This window comes from Psychromonas sp., assembly GCF_047632995.1.
Classification (GTDB): Bacteria; Pseudomonadota; Gammaproteobacteria; order Enterobacterales; family Psychromonadaceae; genus Psychromonas.
In genome coordinates this window covers 1-18,453 of record NZ_JBLIEK010000077.1, presented here as the reverse complement: position 1 = coordinate 18,453, position 18,453 = coordinate 1, and the positions used below count along the sequence as shown (strand labels likewise).

Here is an 18,453-nt window from a genome sequence, read left to right as displayed (position 1 = left end):
GCGATTTTTAATATTGGTTTTGTTTAATGCATCCTTAATGAGTTGGTTATTGAAAAATAGCTCATTAAAACTACCGTCTGCAATGGCCATTTCAAAACCTTTATATAATTTATCATGCAGTGCTTGATTATCTTTGTTTACAAAGAAGTACATGGCAAAGGGGTAAACCAGCATTATATTTTTTTCAACGGTCAGATTTAGCTCTGGCCGCTCTTCAACCTCACTCCAGGGTTCATGGATTGCGCGAGGAAAGTAATCAAAACGTTCCCCTTCCAACATTAAAAACAGATTAGGGTATTTAAGTGTGGTAACGACGGGAATATTAGCACCTTTTAAAATTTGCGTATCTCCCCACTGAGTCCCTTGTCCCGCTTTTAATTGCTTGAGATCTTGTAACGTTTTAATATTATCAAAACGTGCTTGGTTTCCTTTTTTGATAATAAAGATACGGTGTCCAAGCAACCCTTTAAACATGGGGATTCTGACAGGTTTTAACTCTGACTCTAGGGTCGGATCAACACCTGCCCACATAAGATCAATATTGCCCAATTTTATTTCATCTACCAGCCGAGACTGAGGCAATTCTTCGGAGTGCTGACGTACAATCGCTTGCGGATCGGTTTTTTTGAGTGCTAATGTCAGAATATCAACGGCGAGCTGTTCTTTTACTCCCGCTACTTTATTAATAACCACCTCAGTGCTTTGAGCCTGTGCTGCTATAAAAAAGTTTAAAGCGATAAATAAAATACCGACCCATTTTTTTTGGTGCATATGGAGATCTCCCTATATCTTGTTGTTATGTATAAAATGTCAGGCGGTCTGGATTGATAAATAACCAGAAAACGCAAAACAGATATAATTCAAAGTATTACCTTGATTATTAAGTCGTTTTTTGGAAAGACAACTTTTTTTGGGGTAAGAATATACTCAGTTCTATTATTTTCCACTTACAAAGATCACATTTCATGAAGTCTTGCTTTTTATTTGCAGTGAATATGTCATCTAGGGGCTCGGCGAGTTGTTCGCCGTGATACCCCTTATTGAAGCCGTTATTGGTCTGGCTCTTTTTATAATTAGCTGAGCAGCTTAATTTAATAAAGTACTTCAATTTTATTTGATACTTTTTGCGCATTTATTATGGCTGTTTGTGTATCCTTCCCTCTTGCAATAGCAACACCTAAACGGCGTGTACCGTTAATGTTTGGTTTTGCAAATAAACGGATCTGTGAGCCTGTAACTAAGCCTAATGCCTGGCTAAGGTTGGCAAATCTAATATCTTCTGATTGACCCTTGCCTAAAATTACACTTGATGCTGTCGGGCCATATTGAGTGATCGCCCCGATTGGCAGACCCAAAATAGCGCGGACATGCAGTGCAAATTCCGACATATCTTGTGAAAGCAGCGTGACTAACCCCGTATCGTGTGGGCGAGGCGAAACTTCATTAAAATAAACGTCATTATCTTTAACAAAAAATTCCATACCAAAAAGGCCGTACCCCCCGAGCTCTTTTACTATTTTTTCAGCGATTTTCTGTGCTTTTTGTAGTGCCCGTTCTGACATTATTTGTGGCTGCCAAGATTCACGGTAATCACCATTTTCTTGTCGATGGCCAATAGGGGCGCAAAAATGTACCCCGTCAATAGCACTTACAGTGAGCAGCGTTATTTCGTAATCAAAGGGAATAAAACCTTCAACAATGATTCGTCCGGCGCCGCTGCGGCCACCTTCTTGAGAATAAGTCCAAGCCGCGTCTAAATCAGCGTTAGACTTAATCACACTTTGACCTTTACCTGAACTACTCATGACCGGTTTAATAACACAGGGAATACCGATTTTTTTCACCGCTTGCAAATATTCCTCTTGGCTATCAGTAAACAGATAGGGAGAGGTTTTAATACCAAGCGTTTCAGCAACTAAACGTCGAATCCCTTCTCTGTCCATGGTCAGCTTTGTAGCGCGCGCGCTCGGTACAATATTAAAACCATCTGCTTCTAAAGCAACCAGTGTATCTGTGGCAATTGCTTCAACTTCCGGGATGATAAAGTCAGGTTGCTCGGCACGAACAATTTCTTCTAAACGTTTTCCATCGAGCATATTTACGATATGCGAAGAGTGAGCGACCTGCATGGCTGGGGCGTTTTCATAGCTGTCGGCAGCAATAACCTCAATACCAAAGCGTTGCAATTCAATAGCGACCTCTTTACCTAACTCCCCAGATCCCAATAAAAGGGCTTTTGTTGCACTGTTCGTTTTTGCACTACCAAAAATGGAAATGGTCATAATATTTAACTCGTTGTGTAAATGAAGGGCTTAAATAGGAGATAATAACAGAAAAGGTGGGGGTGGTTGGAGTAAAAAGTTAAAATTTATAGGATAAAAAACCTCTGTAATTTAGTATTTACAGAGGCAATACGACTCTCTTTTAATTACAAGATCTGCTCGCCACCAAATGCATCAATCACTGCGGGAATTAATTGCTTAATTTCACCTGTCATTAATGCAAAATCCGCATCAAAACGTGCCGCAAAATCATCTTTGTCAATATCTTCGTTTTGCTCCTGTAATACATCTGCAAATTTAATGCGTTTAAGTGCAAACTCTTCACCAATCATAAAGGAGATACTATCGGCCCAGTTAAGCGCTAATTTGGTAACAAACTTATCTGCGGAGAGGTGATTTTTTATCTCATCAGATAACAGGTCTTGCTGCTTGCAACGAATAATACCCCCTCCTTCTAGGGCTGAACATAATTCGGCTTCATCTTCTAACTTAAAGTTAGCGGGAATATTCCCCTCCATTAACCAGTCGGTCATGATCACATCCGCTTGGTTTTTAAGTTGAATTGGCACAACAGGTAAGCTGCCCAGTGATTTACGCAGTAGTGAAATTAACTCTTCCGCTTTGCGTGTGCTTGATGCATCAACGTATAACATATCTGCTTCAGGATCTATCCATGCAAAAGTTTGTGAGGTTCTGCTAAATGCACGTGGTAATAGCTGCATCACTATCTCTTCTTTTAAGCTATCTTTCTCTTTTTTCTTGAGTCCACGGCCCTGTTCAAGTTCAATCGCTTCAACACGCTCATTAAGCTGATCTTTAATGACGCCGGCCGGTAACATCTTCTCCTCTTTTTTGAGGCAGATAAGGATCTGTTTTGTTGCAAGATGGGTATACATTGAACCCGATTTACCCATTGGGAATACCCAGCCAAGCTTTGAAATATCTTGGCTGCCACAAGGTTTGAATTTAAATTCTTCAAGATTTTTTTCTAACGTATCCGCATCTTGTTCAAGTGGGCGGGTAAAACGATAAACTTGCAGGTTTTTAAAAAACATGGAATGCACCTTAATTAAAGAGAAATAAAATAGAACAAGAGTGTAATTGATTTTATATCAAGCAGCAAAAAATGCTTTTTTGTGAATAACTTCACTGTTCAATGTAAATTGACCTCTATTTTGTTCTGCTTGGTCACTTTCGTTACTCTGCTAGGTTACAATGGCCCAATCACGCAGGTTCTGTGTGGTTTTATTGAAAATTTATTGCAAAGAGATAAGATCACGCTCGTTTGCTGTCGTAGGTGAATAAAATCACTGCCATCTAAATACACAGGTGGACCTTTAATGATTTATTTTATTGAGTTTATTTCATGACGAAATTATTGAGTTACCACCGCTATATCTTCGCCTTTTTTTTCTTATTTAATCAAATCAATATGGTTAGTAGTGCTTGGGCAGATTCTGCATCTCCGAGCTATGATTTGGATACACTGCCAAGCCTTGATTTTGATCAACTGCTGGCTGCCGATGTGCAAGTGACTTCGGCAATGAAACGCTTGCAGAATATGTCAGAAACTGCTGCATCGATCTATGTTTTAACCGATACAGAGATAATGCGCTCAGGCGTTACCTCTGTTGCACAGGCCTTGAAATTAGTGCCGGGAATGCAGGTTCGCCAACTAGACAATAATCAATGGGCGATCACATCAAGAAGTACAGCGGGGCGTTACTCAAGTAAATTATTAGTAATGATCGATGGACAGAGCATCTATAATCCTGGTTTTGCCGGCGTCTATTGGGAGGCTTTAAATATACCTTTATACGATATTGAGCGTATTGAAGTGATTCGCGGTCAAGGCGGATTATTATGGGGAAGTAATGCAACTAATGGTGTTGTCAATATCATCAGCAAACATACCGCCGATACGCGTAGTGTATTGGCTCAAGTTGAAAACGGTTCGCAGATAGACAGCAAGGTAAATTTCAGAGTCGGTGGTGATTTAGCTAACTACAGTTCATTTCGCATTTTTGGTGGCTTTGAAGATACCGATCAGTCCACAAAAAGTAGTCGCTCTGTTTTAGCAAATGATGATGGTGAAAAGCAGAGCATCGGTGGGCGAGTCGATCTGAATCTAAATGATAATCTCTCCTTACTCGCACAAACTCAATATACCCATATTGAGATGGGACAAAATTTAGAACTAGCGGATTTAAATACATATGCCACTGAATATATTGAAGATCAATATACGCGGGATCATCTGCAAATAATGTCAAGGTTAGAGCATAGATTATCTTCTGTTTCCAATCAAATGCTACAGATTTCAATGAGTTCCCAAAAAGGTGAACAGCGCTATTATAAAGATGATTTTTTTATTACCGACATAGATTATCAGATGAACACCTTGCTTAATGATATTCAATTTGATTGGGGAGTAAATTATAGATATAACGCTATTTCTATTGAAGATACCGACTATATTAGCAGTATCGATGACATTGACTCATACAATCACTTTGGTGGTTTCCTTCAGGCTCAATTTAATATTACGCCAGATAAACTTAAGCTGATACTTGGTAACCGGTCGGAAAAAAATAGTTTTACCGGTTGGGAACATCAGCCAATGGGGCGTTTGCTTTGGACCCCCAATTCAAGTCACACATTCTGGGGAGCCGTTTCACAAGGGGTAAGGATTCCATCATGGATTGAATCGAATAGCCGAGTTATTGGCACTTCTCAGTTTGCGATACCAACAGTGATCACCGGCAGTGCTGATATTGATGCTGAAAAATCAATTTCTAAAGAGTTAGGATATCGCTATACGGAAAACTTATGGAGTATGGATCTCTCTCTCTTTCATACTAAAGCGACAGATGTAATTGCTATCGATCCTAGTATTGATTATGTAAATTCACTGGTTCGCCTGGATTTTGTTTCTGATGCAAAGCTGACCACCTATGGTGGTGAAGCGATTATCAAGTGGCAACCTTATGAGCGATTAACAACGGAACTGGGTTATAGCTTTACCTCTTATAAATATGATCTGCCATCAGGCACACAGTCCGCTATTGGTTATGATTCCTATTTACGCCAGATTATTGCTAAGACTAACTTTTCATTAACAGCTAATCATTCGATATTTGCAGTTTATCGGATTGAAGAGGGTGACGCATATGGCACTGATGATTATAGTGTTTTAGATTTAAGTTGGAATTGGCAGGTGACACCGTCTGCCACACTCTCCTTAACCGGAAACAATCTACTCTATGGTAAACATTTGCAGTATAACAATAGCAATGAAACTTATACGTTATCTACTTATATAGAACCAAGTTATGTTGCTCGTATAACAGCGGAGTTTTAGAAAAATAATTATGTTTGTCTTACGTAAATGTTCTGCTTCATTATTATTAGTTATGATACTTTTTGTGTCAGGACAGGCTGCTGCCAGCTCAAGAGAATACGCCATTAAATCTGGTTTTATTTACAACTTTGCCAGATATTCTCATGGTGAATGGTTTAATGCTGAGCTAAAGCCGACTTATAACATCTGCAGTTTTGATGCTCAATTTGTCGATATTGCTACTTATACGCTTAAAGCGCGTACTATTGAAAATAGATCTGTTGTTGTTCATCTTTTAACGTCAGAATTTAAAGGCATAACGGATTGTAATACGTTGTTTTTATCAAAAAATGATATTGATAAATGGGACTATTTGAGTAAAAACGAACCGTTATCGAAATTGATGTTGGTGGGGGAATTTGATGGCTTTATTGGATCTGGCGGGCATCTCAATTTTTTTATTGTGGGTGGTAAAGTTCGCTTTGAAGTGAATCCTGATAAGTTGAAGCAATCCGGTATCGATATGAGTTCTAAAGTCCTTCGTTTAGGTAGAACGAATAAAGGGAGTCTTTGATGGCTTTACAACGCGCCTTGTTTGGTTCATTAAATGCCAAATTGTTAATGATCTTGATGATGGTCGCACTGTTTAGCAGTATTACAATTGCAGCAATGTTTACCCTTTATGAGCTCAATGCGGTTACTAAAGCAGAGAATAGCAGGCTTAACGCTATTGCCAATATTTTAGCACCAAACTTAACGGCAGCAGTGATTTTTCAGGATGAGGATAGCGCAGGCGAACAGCTCAAGTCTTTGCTTGGTCAAAGCAATATTGTTAGTGCGCGAGTAACGGATGTTAATGATAACGTTTTCGTTGATCTGTTTGTAAAAAAAGATAACAAAATAGAAATATTTACTGAAATGATGGTTATCAGCACGCCTTTAAAAATGAAAGGTATCGATTATGGGCTACTGGAAATAAAAGCAGATTACTCTTTAGTGGAAGAAAGCTTGTTATTTTTCAGTGCCTTTTTGTTAGCAATTTTAGCTTTAATTTTGGTTCTTAGCTTCTTGCTGTCACTGTTTTTGCGTAAAAGTCTTATCTACCCGCTTACTCACCTTGCCGCTGTTGCTGATCGCGTAACGAAAACCAATAATTATAGCTTGCGCTCAGAGGTTTTATCGAGTGATGAAGTCGGTAACCTTGCTAGTTGTTTTAATTTAATGCTGGAAACGATCGAGGAGCGAGATAATTTATTAGAGGTACAAGTTCAGCTACGGACAAAAGCATTAAAAATTGCAAATAGTCAACTTACTGAGCAGGCATACAGTGACTCTCTTTCTGGTTTACCAAATCGTCGTTATATTTTAGATAAGTTATCCGATCTTATTAAATACTCTGGCGATATTGATTTTGCTGTATTAGGTATTGACCTTGATGGTTTTAAAGAGATCAACGATACCATGGGGCACGATTATGGCGATCTTCTCTTAATTGCGGTGAGTAAACGTATTGCTGGCGTGCTGCCTGAGTCTGCGATTGTCGCCCGTATAGGGGGAGATGAGTTTATTGTTCTTATCGAAAATAGTGACAGCAGAGCGGCTATCGAACAGGTCGCTCAAGATATTAATCGTAATATAGCAAAGCGTTTTGTTATTAAAGATAAGCATGCCTACGTCACCACAAGTATCGGCATAGCCGTTTTCCCCGATGATGGGGGATCTGTTGAAGATATCGTTAAATGTGCTGATCTAGCTATGTATAAATCCAAGGAAAGTGGCCGGAATTGTCATCACTTTTTTGATCCTAAGATGTTAGATGATTTAGTTAGTAAAAGGGCGCTCATTGAAGATTTACGTGGCAGTCTCGAACGAGATGAATTTGAACTTTATTACCAACCTATTATTGATCTAACGACGAATAAAGTCTGCAAAGCTGAAGCCTTGCTCCGTTGGCATCATCCGGTTAGAGGAATTGTTCCGCCATTAGAATTTATTCCAGCAGCAGAAGAAGTTGGATTAATCAATGATATTGGCGAATGGGTGGCGCGAACGGCAGCACGCGATCTTGCTGATATTCGAAAAATGGGAGCTGAGGATTTTCAGGTAAGTATTAATGTCTCGCCCTTACAATTTAAAGGTGATGGTCAGTGGATGTTAAATTGGTTTGACTATGTTTGTGAACTTGGCTTAAGTCGGGATGCAATTATTGTTGAGATCACTGAGAATTTATTGATGGAAAGTGAAGAATCAGTTCGTTCTCAGTTAACGAAATTGAAAGATCAGGGAGTAACTATTGCAATTGATGACTTTGGTGTTGGTTACTCCTCGTTGTCTTATCTGCAAAAGATGGATGTAGATATTCTGAAAATTGATAAATCATTTGTCGACTTTCTGGCAACAGAAAGTAACAGTCGCGACTTATGTCGGGCAATGATTATGATGGCGCGTCATTTAGATATTCAAGTTGTGGCTGAAGGTATTGAAACTGAGGCGCAAAAAAAGATATTGGCCGAATATGAGTGTGAATTTGGTCAAGGTTATTTATTTTCTAAGCCATTGCCTCTGCAAGAGTTTAAGCAAAAATATTTTAACTGTTTAGCAAAAGTTAATTTACACCCTACTATGTTTTCTGATCGCTACATCTTTAATTATAAAATCTGCTTAGCTGTAGAATAGATGAACCTTTCTTGAAATAGCGCCCCAAAACTGTAATACCTCTGTAAATTTTGTTTTAGTATTACGGCTGATTATCAACATTTGTCATATAAATGTAATAATACCTAGTAATAATACCCTGATTTAGGATAGAGAATAAGTAGGTAATCTAATGGCGAGTCGTATATTAGTTGTTGAAGATGAAGTCGCAATTCGTGATATGTTATGTTTTGTGCTTGAACAGCATGGTTATGAATGTATCGAAGCTGATACCTATCAAGCTACGCTGAATCAATTAAAAGAGCCTTACCCTGATCTGATTTTATTAGATTGGATGTTTCCTGGTGGCAGTGGTATTAAATTATTACAGTATTTAAAACAGGATGATATATTACGTCAAATTCCCGTTGTAATGTTAACTGCACGGGGTGAAGAGGAAGATAAAGTACGCGGACTTGAAAATGGTGCCGATGACTATGTGACCAAACCTTTTTCACCTAAAGAGCTGATGGCGCGTTTAAAATCAGTTTTACGCAGAGTTAACCCAACCTCGCTTGATGACTCATTAGAAGTGGGAGACTTGAAGCTAGATCCTGTTTCTCACCGTGCAACACTTGACGGCGAACCATTGCAGATGGGGCCGACAGAGTTTAAATTATTACATTTTTTTATGACACATTCGGAACGCGTTTATAGCCGTGAGCAACTCTTAAATAACATTTGGGGGACCAATGTTTATGTGGAAGATCGTACGGTAGATGTCCATATCCGCCGTTTACGTAAGGCGCTACTGGATCACGATCATTTAGTGCAGACTGTACGTGGTGCCGGTTATCGCTTTTCAACACGTTTATAATTGATGAGTAATTAATTTGAAAATATATTCATGGAAAGAGTTGATCTGGGCATTAGTGTTCGTTTACCTGCCTATTTTGATTATTGGCTCCTTGCTTAACTGCTTAACACAACTGTTGCTTGCTTCCTTTTTTATTCATATTATTTGGCATTATTATTACCTTAAAAAACTAAATGACTGGTTATGGAACAGTAAGAGTACGGTTTTACCCGAAGGTCAATCTGAATGGGAACATGCATTTATGGGGATCCATAATATGCAGCAGCGTCATCGCAAACGTCGTAATGATTTGGCCAGTGTGATCAGACGTTTTCGCGCAGGTTCAGAAGCGCTGCCGGATGCCGTGGTGGTTTTTCATAAACAGGGTGACATCATTTGGTGTAATCGATTGGCGCAAGTTCAGTTAGGTTTTAAATGGCCAGATGATTCTGGTGAGAACATCACTAACCTTATCCGTAATCCGCTCTTTGTCCGTTATCTTCAAAGCAATAACTATGATCAGCCCCTGGATCTGATTTCACCGAATAACCCAGAAAAAACATTAGAATTTCGTGTTATGCCTTATGCGAAACATCAACGAATTTTAATTGTACGTGATGTCACCACCTATCGACAGCTTGATGAGATGCGCCGTTCATTTGTAGCCAATGTTTCCCATGAATTACGGACTCCGTTAACGGTTCTGCAGGGCTATATTGAAATTCTTGAGACGCAGGTGCCGCCCGATTCTAAGCAAGCCAAAGCCATTACGGTACTTGAGCAACAAACTGGGCGCATGTGTTCGTTGGTTGAACAGTTGATGACACTCTCTAAAATTGAGAGTGGCCCCAATATCGATTTAGATGGATCTGTTAATGTACCCGCACTGCTTGCACAGATTGAAAGTGAGGCGCTAACATTGGGCCGGAAAAAAGCATTGCATATTCAATTTAATGTCACAAAAGATCTGCACTTACGTGGCGATCAGATGCAACTGCGCAGTGCGATGGCAAACTTGATTTACAACGCGATAAATTACACACCTGAAAAGGGCGCAATTAAAGTTATCTGGCGGCGATGTGAAGAGGGCGCTTATTTCTGTGTGATGGACAATGGCGATGGCATTGCGCCTGAGCATATTTTACATCTGACCGAGCGTTTTTATCGCGTTGACGGCTCCCGTTCGCGCAACACAGGTGGATCTGGACTGGGTCTGTCAATTGTAAAACGTGCATTAATGCATTATGACAGCCAATTAAATATTGAGAGTAATTTAGGTGAAGGCAGTCAATTTTCATTTGTTATCTCAAAGAATTACTTTGTTGATTAATCCCGTCTCAGTGCAAAAGATCGGTTGCAGCTGTTTCTATCGGATATTAATGGTATCCGCTACAATAGTTAAAAATCGCTCGAGGAGATATTATGAAAAATAGAAAAATTGCCAATAAATTAGACCAATTATTAGAAATTCATCAATTTAAAGATTATTGCCCAAACGGGTTGCAGATTGAGGGCGTTGCAGAGGTCACAAAAATCATCACAGGAGTCACTGCAAACCAGGCGCTAATCGATTTTGCCATTGCGGAGAAGGCTGATGCGATTTTAGTGCACCATGGTTATTTCTGGAAAGGCGAAAGCCAAGAGATTGTGGGGATGAAATTCAAACGTATTAAAGCCTTAATTGAAAATGGCATTAATCTTTACGCCTATCATCTTCCGCTGGATGTTCATCCGCAGTTGGGTAATAATGCGCAGCTTGCCAAATTGTTGCAGATAACTGATCGCCGCCCGTTAGAACCGTGGGATAAACGCAGCGTTGGCCGTGTTGGCAAGTTTGCACAAACGATTAGTGCTGAGCTCCTAGCTGAGCGGATTGAGTCAGTTTTATCTCGTAAACCTTTACATATTGACGGCGGCAAAAAAGAGATCAGCTCCGTTGCTTGGTGCACAGGTGGCGGGCAGGATTATATCACTATTGCGGCAGAGCAGGGCATTGACGCGTTTATCAGTGGTGAAATATCGGAACGGACGGTGCATATTGCAAGAGAGATGGGGATCCATTATTTTGCGGCGGGCCATCATGCGACAGAGCGATATGGTGTGCAGGCGCTGGGAGATTGGATCGCCTCTGAATTAGATCTGGACGTGCAGTTTAAAGACGTTGATAATCCGGTTTAATATTCACTTTATCGGCTATAAACAAGCAATTATCTAATAAAAATCATCCTGAGTTTGAAACTAAGCCAGCTTTTACTTATGATAGACGCAGAATAGTACCAACATCCAATTTAATCATTTAGGGAATAAAAATGAAAACATATAACATTGCTTTACTTGCAGGTGATGGCATTGGGCCAGAAGTTATGAAGGAAGCCGTTAAAGTACTAAATCTGGTTGAGCAGCGTAATGAGAATATTAAGTTTGATCTTCATGAAGCTTTATTTGGTGCGGTAGCCTACTTTGCAACGGGCAGTGCTTTTCCTGAAGAAACCAAAACTATTTGTGATAACGCTGATGCAATACTTAAAGGTACTATCGGACTTAATCATGAAGATTCTAAGAAAATCCCAATTGATGAACAGCCTGAACGTGGCGCATTACTTCCACTGCGTCGTCGTTATAATACATTTGCAAATTTCCGCCCTGTTTATTTACCAAAGGGTCTGGCACATTTTTCTCCTCTAAAGGCATCTGTTATTGGCGAAGGGATTGATATTATGATCATCCGTGAACTTGTTGGGGGGTTATACTTCGGTGATAAAGAAGCGGGAATTAACGCCGTGGGTAAACGTTTTGTACGTGAAGTACTTGAATATGATGAAGATCAGATCCGCCAGATAGTCAGAGTTGCATTCGATGTATCAATGACACGTAAAAAAGTACTGCATAATATTCATAAATCAAACGTTTTAAAATCAAGCGTGCTGTGGAATGAAATTGTTGATGAAGAAAGCAAAAACTACCCGGAAGTTGAAGTTAAAAACATCCTAGTTGATGCTGCTGCTACTTACCTTTGTTTAAATCCGGGTATGTTCGATGTAATGGTAATGGAAAACATGTTTGGTGATATTTTAAGTGACCAAGGAGGCGGTATTTTAGGCTCGTTAGGTCTGATGCCTTCTGCATGCCGAGGTCTTAAAAAATCTTACTATGAACCATCACACGGTAGTGCACCCGATATCGCAGGCAAAGGTATCGCAAACCCATACTCAATGATTGGTTCAGTTGCTTTAATGCTTGAAATGAGCTTCGGTATGGAAAAAGAAGCAAAAAATATTTGGGCTGCGATGCAAAGTGTATTTGCAAAGGGCTACTCAACATCAGATCTTTCAAAAGCCAGCGAAGCAAATCTTGTCTCTACGGAAGAGTTTGGTGATTTGGTTTGTGTTGAATTAGCCAAAATGCCGGTTGCTTAATTTTTTTACTAAGTAACAAAATAAAAGCCACGTTTTTACGTGGCTTTTTTGTCTCTGCAAACAACTGGAATATCAATGGCACTTAAACCCACTATTTTTAAAATGAATATCAACGTATCTAATTTAGATGATGATATCTATGAATCAATCGCTGTTACTGTTGCACAACATCCTTCAGAAACAACTGAACGAATGATGAGCCGTATTCTTGCTTATGTATTAAATAACCAGGAATTCTTAACCTTTACTAAAGGATTAAGTGAAGCTGATGATCCTGATATTTGGGCTAAAAACTATAGTGAAGAATTTTTATTATGGGTCGACGTGGGGGAACCCGCATTTGAGCGTATTAAAAAAGCCAGTCGTCAGGCAAAAATGACTAAAGTGTATAGCTTTAATACAAAAAGCAATGTGTGGTGGAAACAATCCCAGAAAGACTTTGCAACTATCAATGCACAAGTTTATCAGTTTGAGTTTGAACAGATTCAGCAATTAGCCAGTTTAGTAGAACGTTCCATGAACTTCAGTATCACCATTACTGATAATGTTCTCTATATTGCTGCCTCTCTTGGTAGCTGCGAAGTGCACTTAACAATGTTGCAAGCCTAGTAAAGATTGCGAACAAAGTTGTAGTGCGTATAATTCGCACTTCTTTAAATTAAAACAGTGAACTCCCATGAAATTTATCGTTAAACTTTTCCCTGAAATCATGATGAAAAGTCGCCCTGTCCGTAAACGTTTCAGTAAAATGTTGCAGGGTAATATTCGCAATGTTCTAACAAATTATGATGAACAGGTTAAGGTGATTTTAGAGTGGGATAAGATCATTGTTCGCACGGAAAACGATGCACCGGAAAACAGAGCAAAACTGATTGAGATGCTTAAAAGCACCCCGGGTATTGCATTTTTTTTAGAAGTAAAAGAATCTCCATTTACTGATCTGCATAATGTTTATGAACAAACCCTCGCGCATATCGGCAATACACTTGACGGTAAAACTTTCTGCGTGCGTGTTAAACGTATCGGCAAACATGAGTTCTCATCAATAGATGCTGAGCGTTATGTCGGCGGTGGTTTAAACCAGCACACAGAGGCTGCAGGGGTTAAATTAAAAGGGCCGGATATAACGGTTCATCTGGAAATTCATAATGAAAAACTGTTTTTTATCGATAAAAGACATGCTGGTTTAGGCGGCTTTCCGCTTGGTACGCAAGAGTCTGTGCTATCACTTATTTCTGGTGGATTTGACTCGGGTGTTTCAAGTTATCAACTTATGAAACGTGGCTCACGTGTTCATTACTGCTTCTTCAATCTCGGTGGCGCTGCTCATGAGATTGGCGTGAAACAGGTCGCCTATCAATTGTGGCGTCGATTTGGCTCATCGCACCGCGTTAAATTTATCTCTATCCCCTTTGAGCCTGTTGTCGCGGAGATTCTAGAGAAAGTTGAAAATGGACAGATGGGCGTTGTCTTAAAACGTATGATGATGCGCGCTGCAACGATAGTAGCACAGCGTTTAGATATCGAAGCATTGGTAACGGGTGAAGCGTTAGGGCAGGTTTCCAGTCAAACATTGCGTAATTTATCTGTGATTGATCAAGTTACTGATATGTTGATTTTGCGTCCGCTGATTGCAACAGATAAACAAGATATTATTGATTGTGCGCGGGAAATTGGTACCGCTGAAATTTCTGAAACTATCCCTGAATATTGTGGCGTTATCTCTCAGCGTCCAACCGTTAAAGCGGTAATGAAAAAAATTGAGAAAGAGGAAGCGAATTTTGATCTGTCACTTATTGAAAAAGTGGTGACAGAAGCCAATGTCTTAGATATTCGTGATGTCGGCAACGCGGCAAAAGGTGACGTGGTTGAAGTTGAGTCCGTGTCTGATTTTTCTGAAAATGAAGTGGTGCTAGATATCCGCTCAGCAGAAGAGAGTGAGGAATCTCCACTTTTGATTGAAGGGGTGACCATTGAACATCTGCCTTTCTTTAAATTAGCCAATCAGTTTGAGACTTTAGCGCAGGACAAAACCTACCTTTTATATTGTGATCGTGGTGTGATGAGCCAATTACAAGCGCTCTATTTAAAAGAATCTGGCTTTAAAAACGTCAAAGTATACCGTCCTTAGATAGCCGCTATAACGCTTGTTCTTTTTACAAAACGGCACTTAATGTGCCGTTTTTTTATCCATCTTGGCAGGACTTTCACAATTTCAAATCGTTTTGTTTTTATTTTTTGTGAATAGCCGTATGCTTATCGTTATTGATCCTAATAGAGAGGAAGTAAAATGCCGCAAGTAAAAGAAAAATATAAATTAATTACAGGTAAAGATGACGCGGATTTCTGTGCCCGTGTCACCAAGTTGCTCGGAGAGGGCTATGAGTTGTATGGCTCGCCCGCACTCTCTTTTAATGGTGAGCATATGGTTGTTGCGCAAGCGGTTGTTAAAGTAGGCCCGCAACTGGTTTAAACTCGTCTGTAGCAGATAAACAGGGCAAAGATAATCTTGCTCTGTTTATGTTTACAGCAATTCTTTCACTTTGTTTTGAAATTTCCCTAAATATTCATGCCACGCTATCTGGGTTTTATAAAGATAATAAGCAGAGGGAATATAATAGTGGAGCGGGGTTTCCCCGGCCCTGTTTTTTGCTAAAAAATTAGCTGGTGCAGCTTCTGGACCTGTTCCGTACTTATAAAACAGCTGCAGCGCTCTATCCATATGAGCAGCAGAGGTCACTAAAACAGAGCGTTTTCCTCGGATAATATTGGACATGATCCGTGCTTCATCATCTGTATCTAACGTATTATCCAAGCGAACTATCTTATTTGCGGGAATATTCACCGCTAAGGCTAGCTCTTCTATCATCTGCGCATGTGATTTTAGATCGCCAAAAGCGGATCCGGAAACCACTAAAGTGGCATTAGGGTTTGCATAATATAAACGTAAGGCTTCAACAAAACGGCTTAATGCCGTTGCGGAGAGTTGGCCGGTAACAGGTAAACTAGGATCGGCAATGCCACTTGATCCTAATAATAAAATAACTTCATAATTTTGAGCGGGTTGCATAATGGGCAGATGTTTACGCTCCACAGAGTGAACAATACGTTCAGATATAGGCAGGCAGCTTAAAGCGAACAGCAGCAGAAAACTGAGTAATAAAAATGTCTTGGCGACTTTCTGTTTTTGGGTAAAAAAGAGTAAAATAAGCCCGATACAAAAGAGTAGCAGTAATAATGGAAGCGGCATTAATAATCCGCCAATCCATTTTTTTAATATAAATAACATATTGATAAGTCACCAACTATTAATAGTAAGGTGGATTGTATAACATTAATTAATAGGGGGTAAGTTGAGCGATCGTAATTTTGATAATATCGCAGAGAAATTTGTAAAAAATATTTATGGTACAAGCAAAGGTAAAATTCGCTCTGCTGTCGTGTGGGATGAATTATTACATTGCTTGTCTTTATTGCCAGATCGTCCCTTACGTATTTTAGATGCGGGTGGTGGATTTGGTTTTTTAAGCCAACAACTTGCGGCGCTTGGTCATCAGGTGGTGCTCTGTGATATTTCCAGCGAATTATTAAAAGAAGCAGAAAAACAACTTGCCGGTAAAGATTACCAAGATAACGTTCAGATAGTGCATTGCTCTATTCAAAATTTACCCAAGCTTATAAAGGGCAGCTTTGATCTTATTTTAAATCATGCGGTTTTAGAATGGCTCGCTGATCCGAAAGAAACACTGCGCGGCCTGCTAAATTTTTTATCGGATGAAGGACTGTTGTCGTTAATGTTTTATAATAAAGAAGCTCAGCGTTTTTTTAACTTGGTTTCTGGCAATTTTGAATTTGTTGAAAAAGGGATGATCCGTAAAAAAGTGGTGCGATTAACGCCCACCAACCCACTTTTAGAAAAAGAGTTACAAACATGGTTAGCTGAATTTGAGATGCAAGTTATCCGTAAAACAGGTGTGCGTGTATTGCATGATTATTTAAAAGAACGTTCCCATTGTGAAGATAAGTTTGAGTTATTGCTGGCAATGGAAAAAAAGTTTTGTCATCAAGAGCCTTATGCTTCTCTGGGCAGATATACCCATTTAACAGTGAAGGTTAAAAATTCGTGAAGCTTTTTTATTTTAGAGTCAATATCTCTTACCAATCGTTTGAGCAATTGTATAAAACGCCTAATACAGTTGTGAAAGTACGTGATGAGGCGGGTCAGATGATTCAATTACCTGCAATGCGCTTTGTGCCATTCTTTTCGCAATTAGGGGTAAGGGGGCGCTTTCAATTAGTGCTGGATGATAATAATAAATTTAAAAAGCTGGTACTTCTGAATCAATAAAAAATGGGTGATGATTTTTCGTCAGGGTGACCATAAAAAGGCAAAAAAAAAGCCTAGGAATAAAGGGGAACCTAGACTAGGGAAACATTGATTATTTCTAATAAGGAATATATATGAACACTTTTATTCTAGTAAATAATATGTAATTTACAAATAAATTGCTGATTATTTTTCAAATAAGTTATTATCACGAATCAATTCTCGTGGCAGGCTGTTTTTAATTCGGTCGCTGAGCGCTTTCCCTAAACCAATCACATTGCCGCGATAACTTAATAAAACTTCCCCTTTTGTACCATTCGCTTGCATATCGCGAATATCTCTCCCCTGGTAGAACGCTTGTGCCTGCTCGGCGTTAAGTTCAAGTTTTATGCTATTGGCATTGTCACCAAAACAACTGACAAATTCATGCATGGTTTTAAAACCGCTTTTACGTCCGTTGCCGAACTCTTCGGCAATCTTGATACCTAAGCGCGAGAACCGCAACTCCTTAATCAGAGGTTTGATAGGCTCTGGGAACAGCCAGAACTCCTTATCGCGCTGATATAACATACCTTCAGTGTTCATATTGGTAATAGCAAATTGGCTGGCAAAGTAGTCATACAGCTCTTGCTCTTTTTGCCTTGTCGGCCTGATAAAAGGAAATTTCCCCAGACGTTTTACGGCGGGCTCTACTGTGCTGGCCTTGGTCTTTTTAATGGCTGCGACAAAGAAGCCTTCACTGTCATAAACCTGTGGCCATATATGCAGAAATCCCTCTTCAGTGCGTGTTTTGTCTGCACCGGGGAAAAGCGAATTCAGATCCAGAAATTCAATATGTTCAGGGAATCTGTTTTTTAGAAAATGGCAAATATCATGGTTCTCTTCATGGCTTAATGTGCAGGTCGAATAGATTAAAATGCCATCCTTTTTCAATGCGTGGAAGGCGCTTAATATTAACTCCTGCTGCATTGATGATATTTTAAGAATTGAAGATTGACTCCAATTTTTCATGGCATATTTATCTTTACGCACCGTGCCTTCTCCTGAGCAAGGTGCATCTAATAAAATCGCATCAAAGGTATCGGGTAACCATTGCCCAAATACACGCGCGTCAAAGTGGCTTAATGCCACATTTTTTATACCACAACGTTGAATATTTGCATGTAACATTTTAATACGACTAGAGGAAAACTCATTGGCGATAATCAGCCCTTGGTTTTGCATTATTGCTGCCATTTGTGTGGTTTTAGAGCCTGGCGCCGCAGCTGCATCGAGCAGTATTGAGTCGGCTGATGGCTTAAAAAAATGAAACAGGGCAGTCACGGGCAGCATAGAGCTGGCTTCCTGGAGATAACACAGTCCGGCTAAATGCTCGGCACTATTACCAAGCGGGCTTATTTCATTGTTAATTTCAATCCAAAACCCCTCTGCGCACCATGGGATTGGGGTTAATTCCCAGTCCTGATCGATTGCGCGTTGCTTAAAATCAGCAACAGATATTTTCAGTGTATTAACACGGATAGCACGACGCAGCGGGCGATGGCAGAACGTTATCAAATCGTGGATATTAAGATGAGTTGGTAAAATGCTACTCATTT

At 39.7% G+C, this 18,453-nt stretch carries 17 protein-coding genes; 12 read left to right on the top strand and 5 right to left on the bottom strand.

The genetic code is table 11. The features are described 5' to 3' along the window. The 3 genes from ACJAT7_RS12795 to rdgC form a co-directional block, all read right to left on the bottom strand. A partial coding sequence (locus tag ACJAT7_RS12795) for a substrate-binding periplasmic protein (protein ID WP_415227195.1) occupies positions 1–771 on the bottom strand: 771 nt, incomplete at its 3' end. 320 nt (positions 772–1,091) lie between these two features. After that, a complete protein-coding gene (gene purT, locus ACJAT7_RS12790) occupies positions 1,092–2,270 on the bottom strand; it encodes a formate-dependent phosphoribosylglycinamide formyltransferase (protein WP_415227196.1) in 1,179 nt (392 codons plus the stop codon). Between the two features lie 158 nt (positions 2,271–2,428). Continuing rightward, on the bottom strand, positions 2,429–3,337 hold the full coding sequence (rdgC, locus tag ACJAT7_RS12785) for a recombination-associated protein RdgC (protein ID WP_415227194.1): 909 nt from the start codon (positions 3,335–3,337) through the stop codon (positions 2,429–2,431). Positions 3,338–3,648: 311 nt separating this feature from the next. Between rdgC and ACJAT7_RS12780 the strand changes: the two genes are divergently transcribed. The 10 genes from ACJAT7_RS12780 (at position 3,649) to ACJAT7_RS12735 (ending at position 15,001) form a co-directional block, all read left to right on the top strand. Then, a complete protein-coding gene (locus ACJAT7_RS12780; RefSeq protein ID WP_415227193.1) occupies positions 3,649–5,643 on the top strand; it encodes a TonB-dependent receptor plug domain-containing protein in 1,995 nt (664 codons plus the stop codon). A 10-nt stretch (positions 5,644–5,653) separates the two neighbouring features. After that, complete coding sequence (locus tag ACJAT7_RS12775; RefSeq protein WP_415227192.1) at positions 5,654–6,196, top strand: YfiR family protein; 543 nt, start codon at positions 5,654–5,656, stop codon at positions 6,194–6,196. Continuing rightward, entirely contained in the window at positions 6,196–8,298 is a 2,103-nt protein-coding gene (locus ACJAT7_RS12770; RefSeq protein ID WP_415227191.1) for an EAL domain-containing protein, read from the top strand. The genes ACJAT7_RS12775 and ACJAT7_RS12770 overlap by 1 nt, the downstream gene beginning before the upstream one ends. Positions 8,299–8,449: 151 nt before the next feature. Next, complete coding sequence (gene phoB / locus ACJAT7_RS12765; protein ID WP_415227190.1) at positions 8,450–9,133, top strand: phosphate regulon transcriptional regulator PhoB; 684 nt, start codon at positions 8,450–8,452, stop codon at positions 9,131–9,133. A gap of 16 nt (positions 9,134–9,149) precedes the next feature. After that, entirely contained in the window at positions 9,150–10,442 is a 1,293-nt protein-coding gene (gene phoR, locus ACJAT7_RS12760) for a phosphate regulon sensor histidine kinase PhoR (RefSeq protein ID WP_415227189.1), read from the top strand. A gap of 92 nt (positions 10,443–10,534) precedes the next feature. After that, complete coding sequence (locus tag ACJAT7_RS12755) at positions 10,535–11,290, top strand: Nif3-like dinuclear metal center hexameric protein (protein WP_415227188.1); 756 nt, start codon at positions 10,535–10,537, stop codon at positions 11,288–11,290. A gap of 131 nt (positions 11,291–11,421) precedes the next feature. Then, a complete protein-coding gene (gene leuB, locus ACJAT7_RS12750) occupies positions 11,422–12,528 on the top strand; it encodes a 3-isopropylmalate dehydrogenase (RefSeq protein WP_415227187.1) in 1,107 nt (368 codons plus the stop codon). A gap of 75 nt (positions 12,529–12,603) precedes the next feature. Further along, on the top strand, positions 12,604–13,137 hold the full coding sequence (locus ACJAT7_RS12745) for a YaeQ family protein (RefSeq protein WP_415227186.1): 534 nt from the start codon (positions 12,604–12,606) through the stop codon (positions 13,135–13,137). A gap of 67 nt (positions 13,138–13,204) precedes the next feature. Beyond that, positions 13,205–14,659 carry a tRNA uracil 4-sulfurtransferase ThiI gene (gene thiI, locus ACJAT7_RS12740; RefSeq protein WP_415227185.1) on the top strand — a complete coding sequence of 485 codons (1,455 nt, stop codon included), beginning with the start codon at positions 13,205–13,207 and terminating at the stop codon, positions 14,657–14,659. A gap of 159 nt (positions 14,660–14,818) precedes the next feature. Continuing rightward, positions 14,819–15,001, top strand: coding sequence for a DUF1737 domain-containing protein (locus ACJAT7_RS12735; RefSeq protein WP_415227184.1), 183 nt, complete (start codon positions 14,819–14,821; stop codon positions 14,999–15,001). Between the two features lie 51 nt (positions 15,002–15,052). Here the strand turns inward: ACJAT7_RS12735 and ACJAT7_RS12730 are convergent, their stop codons facing one another. Next, positions 15,053–15,817: an ElyC/SanA/YdcF family protein gene (locus ACJAT7_RS12730; protein WP_415227183.1), complete on the bottom strand. Its 765-nt coding sequence runs from the start codon at positions 15,815–15,817 to the stop codon at positions 15,053–15,055. A gap of 64 nt (positions 15,818–15,881) precedes the next feature. Between ACJAT7_RS12730 and ACJAT7_RS12725 the strand changes: the two genes are divergently transcribed. Both ACJAT7_RS12725 and ACJAT7_RS12720 read left to right on the top strand, forming a co-directional pair. Then, positions 15,882–16,655 (top strand): methyltransferase domain-containing protein, encoded by a 774-nt coding sequence (locus ACJAT7_RS12725; protein ID WP_415227182.1) that lies wholly within the window; start codon positions 15,882–15,884, stop codon positions 16,653–16,655. Beyond that, positions 16,652–16,876 carry a DUF2835 domain-containing protein gene (locus ACJAT7_RS12720; protein WP_415227181.1) on the top strand — a complete coding sequence of 75 codons (225 nt, stop codon included), beginning with the start codon at positions 16,652–16,654 and terminating at the stop codon, positions 16,874–16,876. The genes ACJAT7_RS12725 and ACJAT7_RS12720 overlap by 4 nt, the downstream gene beginning before the upstream one ends. 165 nt (positions 16,877–17,041) lie before the next feature. Here the strand turns inward: ACJAT7_RS12720 and rsmF are convergent, their stop codons facing one another. Further along, positions 17,042–18,451, bottom strand: coding sequence for a 16S rRNA (cytosine(1407)-C(5))-methyltransferase RsmF (gene rsmF / locus ACJAT7_RS12715; protein ID WP_415227180.1), 1,410 nt, complete (start codon positions 18,449–18,451; stop codon positions 17,042–17,044). Positions 18,452–18,453: the final 2 nt, after the last annotated feature.